The organism is Oxalicibacterium solurbis (genome assembly GCF_014635845.1).
Lineage (GTDB): Bacteria > Pseudomonadota > Gammaproteobacteria > Burkholderiales > Burkholderiaceae_D > Oxalicibacterium > Oxalicibacterium solurbis.
Map to the genome: position 1 here is coordinate 49028 of NZ_BMDP01000004.1, position 14129 is coordinate 63156.

Consider the following 14129-nt stretch of genomic DNA (forward strand, 5'->3'; position numbering starts at 1 on the left):
TTCGATCGTGTTCGTGAATGACTGAATTACTTGGTGGGCGGTGCGGGTGCAGGCGCCAGTGCATCCGCAGGTTCGGCTGCCGGCGGATGTTCGTACGGCGGGCCGAAGCGGCCGATCTCGAACTGTACCGGACGCGACGTGCCGCTTTGCACATCGCCGCGCATGGCGCCGGGCGTATCGTTCGGATAGGCGTAATACGTCGTACGGCCGGTCTGTACCTTGACTTCGGTTACGCGGCCCTGCGATTTCTTCTCGGTGATCTTTTTCTCGGTGTTCGGCGGCGTGATCGTCACGGCCGGCGCTTCTCCTTCTTCCAGCGTCATGGTTTGCGGAGGCGGCGGCGTGCTGGCACGCGGATCTGCCTGCTCCGATTGAGCGTGAACGGCTACGGGCGCCGCGAAAATCGCGGCAGTGAGCGTAACGAGGGACAGGAATCCGGTTGTGCGCATGATGTCGAGTAAGCCGTGTAATTTAATGGAATGGGTGAAACGTAAAATCTATGCTTCATTGTAGCAAACCGCATGGATGCTGCAGGAATTCCTGCGGACCTTGTTTCGACCGCATGGCTTGCTGTCATGCATGGCCCATGGCGGTGCGGCAAACTCTGCCATAATCGTCTGCATTTTCCATTGCGCACCGGTATATAGCCGTGTCGCGCAACCCCCTTCTCTTTCGTATCTCATGGACAAGACCCTGTTACTCGTCGATGGCTCCAGCTATCTGTACCGCGCCTTTCACGCATTGCCGGATCTGCGCAATGCCGAGGGCGCGCCGACCGGCGCCATCTACGGCATGATCAACATGCTGCGCCGCCTGCGCAAGGATTACCCCGCCGCTTATATCGCCTGCGTGTTCGACGCCAAGGGCAAGACCTTCCGCGACGACATGTATCCGGCCTACAAGGCGCAGCGCGCGTCGATGCCGGAAGACTTGACCAGGCAGATCGAACCCATCCATGAAGCGGTGCGCGCGATGGGCTGGCCGATCCTGATGGTGGACGGCATCGAAGCCGACGATGTGATCGGCACGCTGGCTGTAACGGCGGCCGCCAAGGGCATGCAGACCATCGTCTCGACCGGCGACAAGGATCTGGCGCAACTGGTCAACGATCAGGTGCTGCTGGTCAACACGATGAGCAACGAGAAGCTGGACAAGGACGGCGTGATCGCCAAGTTCGGCGTGCCGCCGGAACGCATCGTCGATTATCTGACGCTGGTCGGCGATACGGTCGACAACGTGCCGGGCGTCGACAAGGTCGGCCCGAAGACGGCCGTCAAATGGCTGACGCAATATGAAACGCTGGACGGTGTCATCGAACATGCGGCCGATATCAAGGGCGCCGTCGGCGAAAACCTGCGCCGCGCGCTCGACTGGCTGCCGCAGGCGCGCGTGCTGGTGACGGTGAAGACCGATTGCGATCTGTCGGCACACATGAAATCCATCGTCGAATCGCTGGTGCAGCAACCGGAAGATCGCGATGCGATGATCGCCTTCTTCAAGCGCAACGGTTTCAAGACCTGGCTGCGTGAACTGACCGAAGAAGCGGCCAAGGATGCATCGGCATCCGGCGCCAGCGATGCGCCGCAGGGGTCGCTGTTCGGCGATGCCGGTAATGAGGCGGCGAAGCCGACGGTGGAGTTGCAGTACGAAACTGTATTGACCGATGCCGATCTCGATCGCTGGATTGCCAAAATCGACGCAGCCGAACTGACGGCAGTCGATACCGAAACGACCTCGCTGGATGCGATGCAGGCAGAACTGGTCGGCATCTCGCTGTGCTGCGAGCCGGGCATCGCCTGCTACATTCCGGTCGCGCACCGTTATCAGGATGCACCGGTGCAGCTGGAACGCAATGCCGTGCTGAACAGATTGCGTAACTGGCTGGAAGACGACGGCAAGCCCAAGGTCGGCCAGCATCTGAAATACGACAGCCACATCTTCGCCAACTATGGCATCACGCTGCGCGGCATCCGGCACGACACGATGCTGGAATCGTATGTCTTCGAATCGCATCGCAGCCACGACATGGACAGCCTTGCGTTGCGCCACCTGAACCGCAAGACGATTCCGTATACCGACGTCTGCGGCAAGGGCGCCTCGCAGCTGTGCTTCGATCAGGTCGACATCGCACGCGCTACCGAGTATGCGGCGGAGGATGCGGAGATCACGTTCGAGCTGCATCGCACGATGTGGCCGCATGTGGCCGACGATCAGGGACTGACTTACGTCTACGAAAAGATCGAACTGCCGACGTCCATCGTGCTGCAGAAGATGGAACGCAACGGCGTGCTGATCGATGCCGATCTGCTCAATACGCAATCGAACGAACTCGGCCGTCGCATGCTGGATATCGAGAAGACGGCCTACGATCTGGCAGGCCAACCGTTCAATCTGAATTCGCCGAAGCAGATCGGCGAAATCTTCTTCGAACGCCTGCAACTGCCGGTCGTCAAGAAAACGCCGTCCGGCGCGCCGTCGACCGACGAAGAGGTGCTGCAGAAGCTGGCCGAGGATTATCCGTTGCCGAAGGTGCTGCTCGACTATCGCGGCCTGTCGAAACTGAAATCGACCTATACCGACAAGCTGCCGCGCATGGTCAATTCGAAGACCGGCCGCGTGCATACGACCTACGGCCAGGCGATCGCGGTGACGGGACGACTGGCCTCCAACGATCCGAATCTGCAGAACATTCCGATCCGTACTGCGGAAGGGCGCCGCATCCGCGAAGCCTTCATCGCGCCGCCGGGCTGCGTGATCGTATCGGCCGACTATTCGCAGATCGAATTGCGCATCATGGCGCACATTTCCGGTGACGAAAACATGCTGCGCGCGTTTGCCGAGGGCGAGGACATCCATCGTGCAACCGCTGCGGAAATTTTCGGCATCGAACGCGACGCGGTGGAAAGCGAGCAGCGCCGCTATGCGAAGGTCATCAACTTCGGCCTGATCTACGGCATGAGCGCGTTCGGCCTTGCCGGCAACCTCGGCATCGAGCGTGCTGCTGCGCAGAGTTACATCGAGAAATATTTCTATCGTTTCGCCGGCGTCAAACGCTATATGGACGAAACGCGGATGGAAGCGAAAGCGCGCGGCTACGTCAGCACGGTATTCGGCCGCCGCCTGTGGCTGCCGGAAATCAATTCACCGAACGGCCCGCGCCGCCAGGCAGCGGAACGTGCCGCAATCAATGCGCCTATGCAGGGCACGGCGGCCGACCTGATCAAGCTGTCGATGATCGCCGTGCAGGATTGGCTGGAAAAGGAGAAACTGCAGTCCAGAATGATCATGCAGGTGCACGACGAACTGGTGCTGGAAGTGCCGGAGAGCGAGCTGGTGCTGATCAAGGAGAAATTGCCGGAACTGATGCGTAATGTCGCGTCGTTGAAGGTGCCGCTGATCGCCGAGGTCGGCGTCGGTAAGAACTGGGATGAGGCGCATTGATGACGGTATCGGCGATCTGACTGCCTGGATAGTCTGGCGTCGATTGGAATCCGATGACATCGCACGAGTCCCGTCCAGATTGATTTTCATCCGCCGTCTTGCGCATGCGGGATGGCGGCCCAAGCCATCATCCTTGCAGGAGAGATTTCATGAACGATCTGAAAGAAGACTTCGATAGCCTGGTTGCGAAGACGGGTTTGTCCGACGGTGTCGATCGCCGCGATTTCCTGAAGACCGCATTGGGCACCGGCTTTGCCGCAGCCGTGATGCCGGTCGCCGCACAGAGTGTGATCAAGACCGATGCTGCGGGTTTGTCGGTCGGCCAGTTCAGCGTGAAGGTGAACGGACAGGATGTGCCGGTCTATCGCGCGCAACCGGAAGGCAAGACCGGGTTGCCAGTGGTGCTGGTGATCTCCGAAATCTTTGGCGTGCACGAGTACATCGCCGACGTCGCGCGCCGCTTCGCCAAGCTCGGCTATCTGGCGCTGGCGCCCAACCTGTTCGTGCGCGAAGGCGATCCGGGCAAATACCAGTCGATCGCCGAATTGCAGAAGGAAATCATTTCCAAGGTGCCGGACAACCAGGTGATGAACGATCTGGATGCAGTCGTCGCCTGGGCCAAGGCCAACGGCGGCAATACCGCAAAGCTGGGTATCACGGGTTTCTGCTGGGGCGGCCGCATCACCTGGCTGTACGCGGCGCACAATCCGCAGGTCAAGGCGGGCGTCGCCTGGTACGGCCGCCTGGTCGGCGACAACACGCCGCGCACGCCGCATCATCCTATCGATATCGCCGCCGGTTTGAAGACGCCTATTCTTGGCCTGTATGGTGCAAAGGATGGCGGGATTCCGGTGTCGACCGTGGTGCAGATGCAGGATGCGCTGGCGAACGGCAAGAGCGGTTCCGAGTTCGTGCTGTTTCCGGATGCCGGCCATGCCTTCCATGCCGATTATCGTCCGAGCTATGTCGAGGCCGATGCGAAGGAAGGCTGGAAACGCTGCATTGCCTGGTTCAAGACGCACGGCGTGGCTTGATTCGGACAAAGCACGGACAAGACGGACGAAATACGAGCGAATTGCGCAACAACGCGGCCGCATGCGGTCGCGTTTTTCATTTTTCGTTTGCCGGGAATAATCGGATATGCTTTAATTTGCAACGTTGTTGCATTTAGCCGAGGCCGAAAATCAATTCCACGCTTTTATCCATCCTGTTGACGACCGCAATTTCAGGCGTCTTCAGCATTTCCGCGGCTGCGCTGTTTTCGTTTTCCTTCCTTTCCCGACTCGTCGAACGCATGGTCAGCCTGTCGGTCGGCATCCTGCTGGCGACGTCGCTGCTGCACGCCTTGCCGGAAGCCTTCGAATCGCAGGCCGATACGCATGTGCTGTTCGCCGTATTGCTGGGCGGTTTGCTGGGTTTTTTCCTGCTGGAGAAATTTGCGATCCTGCGCCACTCGCATCATCACGAAGACGATGGCCACGGCCATGCGCATGGCCACGATGCGCAGGAAGCCGGTGCGGCCGGCTGGATGATTCTGGTCGGCGACAGCCTGCACAATTTCACCGACGGCATCCTGATCGCGGCAGCTTTTCTCGCCGATCCGCATCTCGGCATCCTGACCGGTCTGGCGATCATCGCGCATGAAATTCCGCAGGAGATCGGCGATTTCATCGTGCTGCTGAATGCCGGCTTCTCGCGCCGTCGTGCCTATGCGTACAACATCATTTCCGGTTTGACGGCAGTCGTCGGCGGATTGATCGGCTACCTGACGCTGGATCGTGCCCAGCAGTGGATTCCGTACGTGCTGGTATTTGCGTCATCAGGATTTATTTACATCGCCGTCAGCGATCTGATGCCGCAGATGCAGCGCCGTGCGACGTTGCGCGAGACGATTCCGCAGATCGTGCTGATCGCGCTCGGCGTGGCGATCGTGCTGTTCCTGACCCGCGCCACGCATTGACGTTATTCGCCGACGTCACTCCGACGTCATTCGCCGGTCGCAGTCGGACGCGACGGATCGGCGCACCATTCGCTCCACGAACCCGGATACAGCGCCGCGCCTTGCAGGCCGGCGACTTCCATCGCCAGCAGATTGTGGCAGGCGGTCACGCCGGAGCCGCACTGCATGACGGCATCCTCGGGTTTGCCGATCAACTGTTCAAACGTCGCACGCAATTCCGTTGCCGGCTTGAAACGGCCGTCTGCCTGCAGGTTGTCCTTGAAGAAGCGGTTCTTCGCGCCCGGAATGTGGCCGCCGACCGGGTCCAGCGTTTCATTCTCGCCGCGGAAGCGGTCCGGCGCACGCGCATCGACGATCGTGCGTTTCCTGTCTTCCAGATTCTTCAGCAGATCGTCGGCCGTGACGGTTGCAACCAGCGACGGCCGATCGCTCAACGATCCCATAGTGCGCGACGACGGTTCGACGGACAGGAACATGCCGTGCGCCAGCCACGCCGGTACGCCGCCGTCCAGCACCGCGACGTTCGCATGGCCGGCCCAACGCAGCATCCACCAGACGCGTGCAGCGAACATGCCGCCGTGCGCATCGTAGGTGACGACCTGCGTGTCGTCGCTGATGCCCCAGCGGCGCAGCGTATCGAGAAAGTCGGCGCGCTCCGGCAGCGGATGGCGGCCGCGGAATTTACCGGCGGCGTCGGTCTTGCTGCCGGCCAGTTCGTCGTCGAGATCGGCGAATTGCGCATTCGGCAGATGGCCTTCGTCATAGGCGTTGCGACCGGCGTCCGGATTCGTCAGGTCATGGCGGCAATCGAGGATGACCCAGTTCGGATCGAAGATGTGTTCGGCCAGTTCGGCGGCGGAAATCAGCGTCGTGTATGTCATGTATTCCTCGCGATTTTGGGTGTGATGTGGGCGTGCTATGGGCGTGATGTGCGCCTGGAGAGCGCCGATCCTCCGCTCACACTTCGGCGGCGATTGGATCGACAGGCAGTGCCTTGGCGGTAGCCGTGCTGCGGATATTGTAGAACGTTGCGACGATACCGCTGGCGACGATTATTGCGATACCGAACCAGCCAGTGATGCTGAGTGCGTCGCTCCAGATCAGGATGCCCCACAAGCTGGCGAAGACGATGCCCGTGTATTGCAGGTTTGCGGTGAGTAGCGTGTTGCCGAGGCGATAGGCGCGCGTCATCGCCATCTGTGCAAGCGCGGCCAGCACGCCGATCGCGATCAGCAGCGCCAGGCCTTGTGTCGTGTGTGCGCGGAACAGGTCGATCGGTTCGCCATGTACGCCGGCGCCGAACAGGCAGCCGAAGAATCCGGCCAGCATGCCGGTTGCGGAAAAATAGAAGACCACGCGCGACTCCGGTTCGCCCAGCTGGCCGAGCTTGCGCACCTGCAGATAGGCGAGTGCGGACAAGGCGCCGGAGCAGAGGCCGACAATGCCGCCCAGCCATTCGTCCTGATGGATGGACGGACGCAGCAGCAATGTCACGCCGACGAAGCTGGCGAGAATGGCCGCCGTCAGTCCCCACTCGAAACGATGCCTGCCGCCATGCCAGGCGGCAACGAACAGCACGGCCGAAATCCAGATCGGTGCCATGTAGTTCAGCGTCATCGCGGTGGCCAGCGGCAGCAGGCCGATCGCGATGAACCACAGCCACAGCGCCGTCGTGCCGACCGCGCAGCGCCACAGATGCTGCCAGAACAGATGCGTCTTCAGCGTGCCGCCCTGGCGCAGGATCAGGCAGTAGATGAAGACCACGCCGATGACGCCGCGGTACAGGATGATTTCGGCGACCGAATAGGTATCGGATGCGAGTTTCACGCAGACGCCCATGATGGAAAAGGCGAAGGTGGCGAACAGCATCCAGAGCGATTGCATGATGAAGAAAAGGCAGAGAAAAATTAAAACCGGGCTGGTCGCGATGGAGCCAGCCCGGTAGATCGATTACAAGTTGCGCGAATCAGTTTTGCGAATTCAGACGTCCAGATGGCGGCGATACCATTCGTGGAAGTGCTGCATGCCGTCTTCCATCGGCGACTGGTATGGGCCGACTTCGTTGACGCCGCGCTCGAGCAGGATCTTGCGGCCGGCATCCATGCGCAGCGCGATCTCGTCGTCTTCCTCGCAGGTTTCCATGTAGGCCGCGCGTTCGGCTTCGACAAATTCGCGCTCGAACAGCACGATCTCTTCCGGATAGTAGAACTCGACGACGTTGCGCGTCTTTTGCGGCCCCATCGGCCACAGCGTCGAGACTACCAGCACGTGCGGATACCACTCGACCATGATGTTCGGATACAGCGTCAGCCAGATCGCGCCGTAGGGCGGCGCTTCGCCGTTGCGGTAGTTGAGCACGGCTTCCTGCCATTTCTTGTAGGCGGCCGAGCCCGATTTCGACAGCGCGTGGTTCACGCCGACGGTCTGTACGCTGTAGTGCTCGCCGAATTCCCAGCGCAGATCGTCGCAGGTGACGAAGTTGCCCAGGCCCGGATGGAAGGGTTCGACGTGGTAATCCTCCAGATAGACTTCGATGAAGGTTTTCCAGTTGTAATCGCAGTCGTGCACTTCGACGTGGTCCAGCATGTAGCCGCTGAAATCGAGATCCTTGGTCACGCTGAGCCTGGACAGGATCTGCGCGACATCGACGCCGTTGCGTTCGAACAGCAGGCCGTTCCAGCTTTGCAGCGGTGTTTTCGACAGGTTCAGGCACGGCGTTTCGCCGAAATGCGGCGCGCCGATCAGTTCGCCCTTCAGATCGTAGGTCCAGCGATGCAGCGGGCACACCAGTGTGTTGGCATTGCCGCGGCCGTCGAACATCTTGGCCTGGCGATGACGGCAGACATTGGACAGCAATTCGATGCCTTGCTGGTTGCGCACCAGCATGCGACCTTCGTTTTCCCAGGCGAGCGTGGCGTAGTCGCCGACGTTCGGCACCATCAGTTCGTGACCGGCGTAGCGCGGGCCCTTCAGGAACAGCTGCTGATTTTCGCGCTGCAGGAGCGCGTCGTCGAAATAGACGTTGACAGGAAGTTGCGCGTTCGAGCGCGCCAGTTTGGCGAGACTAGCCAGATCGGACATTCCCCTACCCCCAAATTAATTTGCACCAACCTAAGAGAGAAAGAATCCGCAAAAACCAAGTTCAAACGAAGTGAAGAGGGCAATTTTGGACAGAACCGCAGATTATAGCCGAAGCACCCCTCGCGGGCTACCCTGCAGACATTGTTGAACCAGGGAAACCGCTGTTTTCAAGCGGTTTGGTTGGCAAAAACAAAACGTTTCATCGCAGGAAATTCGGCACGCGGCTTCGCTGGTGCGCCAGTGCAACATGGCACTTCAGGCATCGTTTTTCAATTCGGGTTTCCTTCAGGATGTCCAATGCGGATGGTTGAAGGGTGTTTTGCCAGCCGTATCGGGTGGATTGCACTAAAATAACGGGCTAAACCTTTTTCCGGTCGTCATGTCAAAAAAACAGTCCGCTTCTGCCGAAATGCAGCCGTCATCGTTCGAAGAAGCGATGGCGGAACTCGAACAACTGGTTGCGCGCATGGAAGCGGGCGAGCTGCCGCTGGAAGCGTCGGTCGCCGCGTACAAGCGCGGTTCGGAATTGGTCAAGTATTGCGCCGCGCAGCTGGAGAAGGTCGACAGCCAGGTCAAGGTGCTGGAAGGCGAGATGCTGAAGCCTTTCAGCGCGGATTCCGCCGGAGCGGATGAATGACGACGATGCCATCGTTCGATCAATGGATGAAAGCGGTGCAGGCGGAAATGGAAGACGCCTTGCTGCGTCATCTGCCGGCTACACAACAGATTCCGGTGCGCCTGCATGAAGCCATGCACTACGCGGTACTGGACGGCGGCAAGCGCGTGCGTCCGCTGCTGGTGCATGCGGCCGGCGCGCTGTTCGATGCCGATGCGCGCGAACTGCAGCGCGCGGCTGCTGCCGTCGAAATGATTCACGCATACTCGCTGGTGCATGACGACATGCCGTGCATGGACGACGACGCGCTGCGCCGCGGCAAGCCGACCGTGCATGTGCAGTACGACGAAGCGTGCGCGCTGCTGGTCGGCGATGCGTTGCAGTCGCAGGCATTCGATGTGCTGTCTTCCGGCAATCTGCCGCCGGAGCGGCAGCTGGCGATGGTGCGCCTGCTGGCGCAAGCATCGGGTTCGCTCGGCATGTGCGGCGGGCAGGCGATCGATCTCGATAGCGTCGGCTTGCAACTGACGCTGGAAGAACTGGAACGCATGCACCAACTGAAGACGGGCGCACTGTTGCGCGTATCAGTGCTGCTGGGGGCATTGGCGGGCAAGGCGCTGAACGATGACGAAACGGCGGCGCTGGATGCGTACGCGGCGGCGACCGGCCTGGCGTTCCAGGTGGTCGACGACGTGCTGGATGCAACGGCTGATTCGGCCACGCTCGGCAAGACGGCCGGCAAGGATGCGGCAGACAACAAGCCGACGTACGTGTCTATCCTCGGCCTCGAGCAGTCGCGTGCACTGGCGGAACAACTGTGTGTCGATGCCCATCGCGCACTGCAACCATTCGGAGAAAAAGCACGGCGTCTGCGCGAACTCGCAGACCTGATCGTGCAGCGGAAGGCATAGCATGGATTTGCTTCAGACTATCAACGACCCGGCGGACGTCCGGAAACTGTCGCGCCAGCAACTGAAACAGTTGGCCGACGAACTGCGCGCCTACGTGCTGGAATCGGTATCGAAGACCGGCGGGCATCTGTCGTCCAATCTCGGCACCGTCGAGCTGACGATCGCCTTGCACGCCATCTTCAATACGCCGGAAGATCGCATCGTCTGGGATGTGGGCCATCAAACCTATCCGCACAAGATCCTGACCGGTCGTCGCGACCGCATGCATTCGCTGCGCCAGCTGGACGGCATTTCGGGTTTCCCGCGCCGCGAGGAAAGCAAATACGACACCTTCGGCACCGCGCATTCGTCGACGTCGATTTCGGCCGCGCTCGGCATGGCGCTGGCAGCCAAGACCAAGGGCGAGCAGCGCCACGCGATTGCCGTCATCGGCGACGGTGCGATGACGGCCGGCATGGCATTCGAGGCATTGAACAATGCCGGCGTCCATGACGACATCAACCTGCTGGTCGTGCTCAACGACAACGACATGTCGATCTCGCCGCCGGTCGGTGCGTTGAACCGTTATCTGGCACGCCTGCTGTCCGGCCAGTTTTACGCCGCCGCAAAGAACGTCGGCAAGAGTGTACTGCCGGCGCCGGTGCGTGAACTGGCGAAGCGCATCGAGGAACATGCGAAGGGCATGATCGTGCCGGCCACCATGTTCGAGGAATTCGGCTTCAACTACATCGGCCCGATCGACGGCCACGATCTCGATTCGCTGATCCCGACGCTGCAGAACCTGAAGCATCTGAAAGGCCCGCAGTTCCTGCATGTCGTCACGCGCAAGGGGCAGGGCTACAAGCTGGCCGAGGCCGATCCTGTGCTGTATCACGGCCCCGGCAAGTTCGATCCGGCCGAAGGCATCAAGCCGGCCGCCACGACCAAGGTGACCTACACCAGCGTGTTCGGCGACTGGCTGTGCGACATGGCGGCAGCCGACAAGCGGCTGGTCGGTATCACGCCGGCGATGCGCGAAGGCTCCGGCATGGTCGAGTTCGAGCGTCGCTTCCCGGATCGCTACTACGACGTCGGCATTGCCGAGCAGCATGCAGTGACGTTTGCCGGCGGCATGGCGACCGAAGGCTTGAAGCCGGTCGTCGCGATCTATTCGACCTTCCTGCAGCGCGGCTACGATCAGCTGATCCACGACGTTGCTCTACAGGATCTCGACGTAACGTTCGCGCTGGATCGCTCCGGTCTGGTCGGTGCCGATGGCGCGACGCATGCCGGCAACTACGATATCGCCTACCTGCGCTGCATTCCGAACATGGTGGTCATGGCCGCGTCCGACGAAAACGAGTGCCGCCGGATGCTCTCGACGGCTTTCCAATACAATGGTCCTGCTTCGGTGCGTTATCCGCGCGGCTCCGGCGTCGGCGTCACAGTCGACAAGACGCTGGAAACGATTCCGCTGGGTACCGGCGAAGTGCGCCGTGAAGGACGCGGCATCGCGATCCTGGCGTTCGGCACGATGGTCGCGCCTAGTCTGACGGCAGGCGACGAACTGGATGCGACAGTCGCCAACATGCGTTTCGTCAAGCCGCTGGACGTCGAACTGCTCAAGCGCCTGGCCGCGACGCACGATGCGCTGGTTACGGTCGAGGAAGGTTCGATCATGGGGGGCGCCGGTTCGGCCGTGGCGGAAGCGCTGGCGGCAGAAGGCATTGTCAAGCCGCTATTGCATCTGGGCCTGCCGGACCAATTTATCGATCATGGCGATGCCGGCAAGCTGCTGTCGCTATGCGGACTGGATGCAAAAGGAATCGCCACTTCGATTCGACAACGTTTTTCCAAAGACGAGCCAAGACTGGTCGTCAACAACAAGCAGTAAGGCAGTACTTATTTCGGCTTCGTGCCGACAGGACAGGTTTCACCATGAATACTCGCGATCCCGGCTTGAGCGCCATGCCCGATGTGCAAGCTACACCGGACACTCGTCACATCGTCATTCAGCGTGTCGGCGTCAAAGGCGTGCGTTATCCGCTGACCGTCAAAACCTCCGCCGGCACGCAACCATCGGTCGGTACGTGGAACATGTATGTGCATCTGGCTGAAGAGCAGAAAGGCACGCACATGTCGCGCTTCATCGCGCTGCTGGAAGATATGCAAGGCCCGCTGGACGTGCCTGCATTCAGCAAACTGATGCATGACATGCTGGCTTTGCTGGAAGCGAACGCCGGCCGTATCGAAGTATCGTTCCCGTATTTCATCAACAAGACGGCGCCGGTTTCCGGCGTGCAGAGCCTGATGGATTACGAAGTCGGCCTGGCCGGCGAACTGAAGAACGGCAAGCTGGAGATCACGCTGAAAGTGCTGGTGCCGGTCACCAGTCTGTGCCCGTGCTCGAAGAAGATTTCTGCCTACGGTGCGCACAACCAGCGTTCGCACATCACCGTGCACGCGTTGATGGATGGCGAGTTCGTGGTGGAGGATTTGATCGCGAAGATCGAGGCGCAGGCTTCGTGCGAGCTGTATGGTTTGCTGAAGCGGCCGGATGAGAAGTATGTGACCGAGCGTGCGTATGACAATCCGAAGTTCGTCGAGGATCTGGTGCGGGATGTGGCGGTGATGCTGAACAACGAGGCTGGTGTGCTGGCTTATACGTTGGAGGCGGAGAATTTCGAGTCGATTCACAATCATTCGGCTTATGCGGTGATTGAAAAGGATAAGCGGGTGAAGTGAAGTTTGGCTTTGCCTGAATAAAAGAATGCCGCTTGATTAAGCGGCATTTTTGTTTGGTGTTCTTGTTGCGTTTTGTTGTAGTTGGTGAAGGTGTTTCTTCGTGGGGAATGGGGTTGCCGGGAGTGGCCCGGCGGCCACCTACTTTCTTTGCTTCGCCAAAGAAAGTAGGCAAAGAAAGGCGACCGCAAGACGTTGCCCGCTACGCGGGTTCCCAAGTCAGGCGATGATCAGCCGGGGTCGCAAACCAACTCGCTTCGCTCAAACATGTTTGCGCCCTTTATCCGTCTGATCATCGCCTGCCTTGGCAACGTCTCCAGCGGGGAAAGACGCTAATCCTCGCCTGCGGCATCGGGATTGGCTAAAAAACAGAACCGTTGTTCGCAGTTTTGGATGGCAATGCCGAAGGCGAGCCGTCCAGGAAGTCTCCGCTGGGGCGCTGCCGATTGGGCAATACGGAAAATGGAAAAAGAAACGGGCGTTGTCTGAGCGAAGCGAGTTTCGCCCGTTTCCCATTTTTCGCATTGCTCAATCGGGCACCCCGAAGGGGCAGCGTCTTGCGGTCGCCTTCTTTGGCTTACTTTTCTTGGCGAGACAAGAAAAGTGAGCGGCTGCCGGGCCGCCCCCGGCAACTCCATTTCCTACGAAGAAATAACGCTCTTGTTATCGCAAGCCGCAAGAAGAAAAACAGTCATCTTTCCCTCTCCCGCTCCCACAAAACATCCCCACCACCCCCAAACCGATTCAACACCCTCGCCACCACAAACATCAAATCCGACAACCGATTCAAATATCGTCGCGGATTCTCGTTCAACGTCTCCACACGCCCTAAAGCCACAACCATCCGCTCAGCACGCCGACAAACCGTCCGGCAAACATGCGCCTGCGATGCCGCCCGCGACCCGGCCGGCAGAATGAATTCCTTCAGCGGCGGCAGATCCGCGTTGTACTTCGCCAGCAATGCATCGAGTCGCGCCACATGCGCATCGTCGATCAGCGCATAACCGGGAATGCACAGCTCCCCGCCGAGATCGAACAGATCGTGCTGGATCGATACCAGCTCCTCGCGCAGCGCAGCAGGCAGTTCTTCGCACAACAACAGGCCGACATGCGAATTCAGTTCGTCCACGTCGCCCATCGCCTGCACGCGCAAGGCATCCTTGCCGGTGCGGCTGCCGTCGCCCAGGCCGGTCGTGCCGTCATCGCCGGTGCGTGTGGCGATCTTTGAAAGTCGGTTACCCATGATGCAGTAGAGTTGGTTGCAGAGAATGCGAGGATACGGGAAAACCGCCGGAAAAACTGCAGGGAAAGCTGCCATCGCGGCCATGCGATGCATGCCTAAAATGACAGTTTCCGACTGCAAAACCGGGGCGCAGAACGATGTTGCCGCCGAACCGGT

General features: G+C 60.0%; 12 protein-coding genes. 7 read left to right on the plus strand and 5 right to left on the minus strand.

From position 1 onward, the window contains the following. Positions 1 to 26: 26 nt before the first annotated feature. Positions 27 to 323, minus strand: a complete 297-nt coding sequence (locus IEV40_RS13155) for a hypothetical protein (protein WP_229724137.1) — start codon at positions 321 to 323, stop codon at positions 27 to 29. Positions 324 to 681: 358 nt separating this feature from the next. Between IEV40_RS13155 and polA the strand changes: the two genes are divergently transcribed. The 3 genes from polA to IEV40_RS13170 all read left to right on the plus strand — a co-directional run bounded on the left by polA (position 682) and on the right by IEV40_RS13170 (position 5401). Then, positions 682 to 3441 (plus strand): DNA polymerase I, encoded by a 2760-nt coding sequence (polA, locus tag IEV40_RS13160; RefSeq protein ID WP_188422532.1) that lies wholly within the window; start codon positions 682 to 684, stop codon positions 3439 to 3441. A gap of 149 nt (positions 3442 to 3590) precedes the next feature. Then, positions 3591 to 4475, plus strand: coding sequence for a dienelactone hydrolase family protein (locus IEV40_RS13165; protein ID WP_188422533.1), 885 nt, complete (start codon positions 3591 to 3593; stop codon positions 4473 to 4475). A gap of 173 nt (positions 4476 to 4648) precedes the next feature. Continuing rightward, on the plus strand, positions 4649 to 5401 hold the full coding sequence (locus IEV40_RS13170; RefSeq protein WP_188422745.1) for a ZIP family metal transporter: 753 nt from the start codon (positions 4649 to 4651) through the stop codon (positions 5399 to 5401). Between the two features lie 26 nt (positions 5402 to 5427). Here IEV40_RS13170 and IEV40_RS13175 read toward each other — a convergent pair whose 3' ends face one another. From IEV40_RS13175 to IEV40_RS13185, 3 genes are all read right to left on the minus strand, one after another. Next, positions 5428 to 6282: a sulfurtransferase gene (locus tag IEV40_RS13175; RefSeq protein WP_188422536.1), complete on the minus strand. Its 855-nt coding sequence runs from the start codon at positions 6280 to 6282 to the stop codon at positions 5428 to 5430. 76 nt (positions 6283 to 6358) lie between these two features. Further along, positions 6359 to 7285, minus strand: coding sequence for a DMT family transporter (locus tag IEV40_RS13180; RefSeq protein WP_188422538.1), 927 nt, complete (start codon positions 7283 to 7285; stop codon positions 6359 to 6361). A gap of 96 nt (positions 7286 to 7381) precedes the next feature. Then, entirely contained in the window at positions 7382 to 8482 is a 1101-nt protein-coding gene (locus tag IEV40_RS13185) for an aromatic ring-hydroxylating oxygenase subunit alpha (RefSeq protein ID WP_188422540.1), read from the minus strand. Positions 8483 to 8861: 379 nt separating this feature from the next. On the opposite strand from IEV40_RS13185, the gene IEV40_RS13190 reads away from it, so the two are divergent. Genes IEV40_RS13190 through folE2 form a run of 4 tightly spaced genes read left to right on the plus strand, consistent with a single transcriptional unit; the run spans position 8862 to position 12733 of the window. Continuing rightward, positions 8862 to 9119 carry an exodeoxyribonuclease VII small subunit gene (locus tag IEV40_RS13190; RefSeq protein ID WP_188422542.1) on the plus strand — a complete coding sequence of 86 codons (258 nt, stop codon included), beginning with the start codon at positions 8862 to 8864 and terminating at the stop codon, positions 9117 to 9119. 5 nt (positions 9120 to 9124) lie between these two features. Next, the gene (locus tag IEV40_RS13195; protein WP_371870063.1) at positions 9125 to 10009 is read left to right on the plus strand and encodes a polyprenyl synthetase family protein; all 885 of its coding nucleotides are present in this window, start codon (positions 9125 to 9127) and stop codon (positions 10007 to 10009) included. A 1-nt stretch (position 10010) separates the two neighbouring features. Further along, positions 10011 to 11882: a 1-deoxy-D-xylulose-5-phosphate synthase gene (gene dxs, locus IEV40_RS13200; RefSeq protein ID WP_188422547.1), complete on the plus strand. Its 1872-nt coding sequence runs from the start codon at positions 10011 to 10013 to the stop codon at positions 11880 to 11882. Positions 11883 to 11926: 44 nt separating this feature from the next. Then, positions 11927 to 12733, plus strand: coding sequence for a GTP cyclohydrolase FolE2 (gene folE2, locus IEV40_RS13205; RefSeq protein WP_188422548.1), 807 nt, complete (start codon positions 11927 to 11929; stop codon positions 12731 to 12733). Between the two features lie 688 nt (positions 12734 to 13421). On the opposite strand, the gene IEV40_RS13210 is transcribed toward folE2, so the two are convergent. Beyond that, positions 13422 to 13973 (minus strand): cob(I)yrinic acid a,c-diamide adenosyltransferase, encoded by a 552-nt coding sequence (locus IEV40_RS13210; protein WP_188422746.1) that lies wholly within the window; start codon positions 13971 to 13973, stop codon positions 13422 to 13424. Positions 13974 to 14129 lie beyond the last annotated feature (156 nt).

Bases quoted from the DNA above. Each gene is read 5' to 3' on its own strand.
- IEV40_RS13155 (WP_229724137.1), bottom strand. From the start codon at position 323: ATGACGCTGGAAGAAGGAGAAGCGCCGGCCGTGACGATCACGCCGCCG.
- polA (WP_188422532.1), top strand. From the start codon at position 682: ATGGACAAGACCCTGTTACTCGTCGATGGCTCCAGCTATCTGTACCGC.
- IEV40_RS13165 (WP_188422533.1), top strand. From the start codon at position 3,591: ATGAACGATCTGAAAGAAGACTTCGATAGCCTGGTTGCGAAGACGGGT.
- IEV40_RS13175 (WP_188422536.1), bottom strand. From the start codon at position 6,282: ATGACATACACGACGCTGATTTCCGCCGCCGAACTGGCCGAACACATC.
- IEV40_RS13180 (WP_188422538.1), bottom strand. From the start codon at position 7,285: ATGCAATCGCTCTGGATGCTGTTCGCCACCTTCGCCTTTTCCATCATG.
- IEV40_RS13185 (WP_188422540.1), bottom strand. From the start codon at position 8,482: ATGTCCGATCTGGCTAGTCTCGCCAAACTGGCGCGCTCGAACGCGCAA.
- IEV40_RS13190 (WP_188422542.1), top strand. From the start codon at position 8,862: ATGTCAAAAAAACAGTCCGCTTCTGCCGAAATGCAGCCGTCATCGTTC.
- IEV40_RS13195 (WP_371870063.1), top strand. From the start codon at position 9,125: ATGCCATCGTTCGATCAATGGATGAAAGCGGTGCAGGCGGAAATGGAA.
- dxs (WP_188422547.1), top strand. From the start codon at position 10,011: ATGGATTTGCTTCAGACTATCAACGACCCGGCGGACGTCCGGAAACTG.
- folE2 (WP_188422548.1), top strand. From the start codon at position 11,927: ATGAATACTCGCGATCCCGGCTTGAGCGCCATGCCCGATGTGCAAGCT.
- IEV40_RS13210 (WP_188422746.1), bottom strand. From the start codon at position 13,973: ATGGGTAACCGACTTTCAAAGATCGCCACACGCACCGGCGATGACGGC.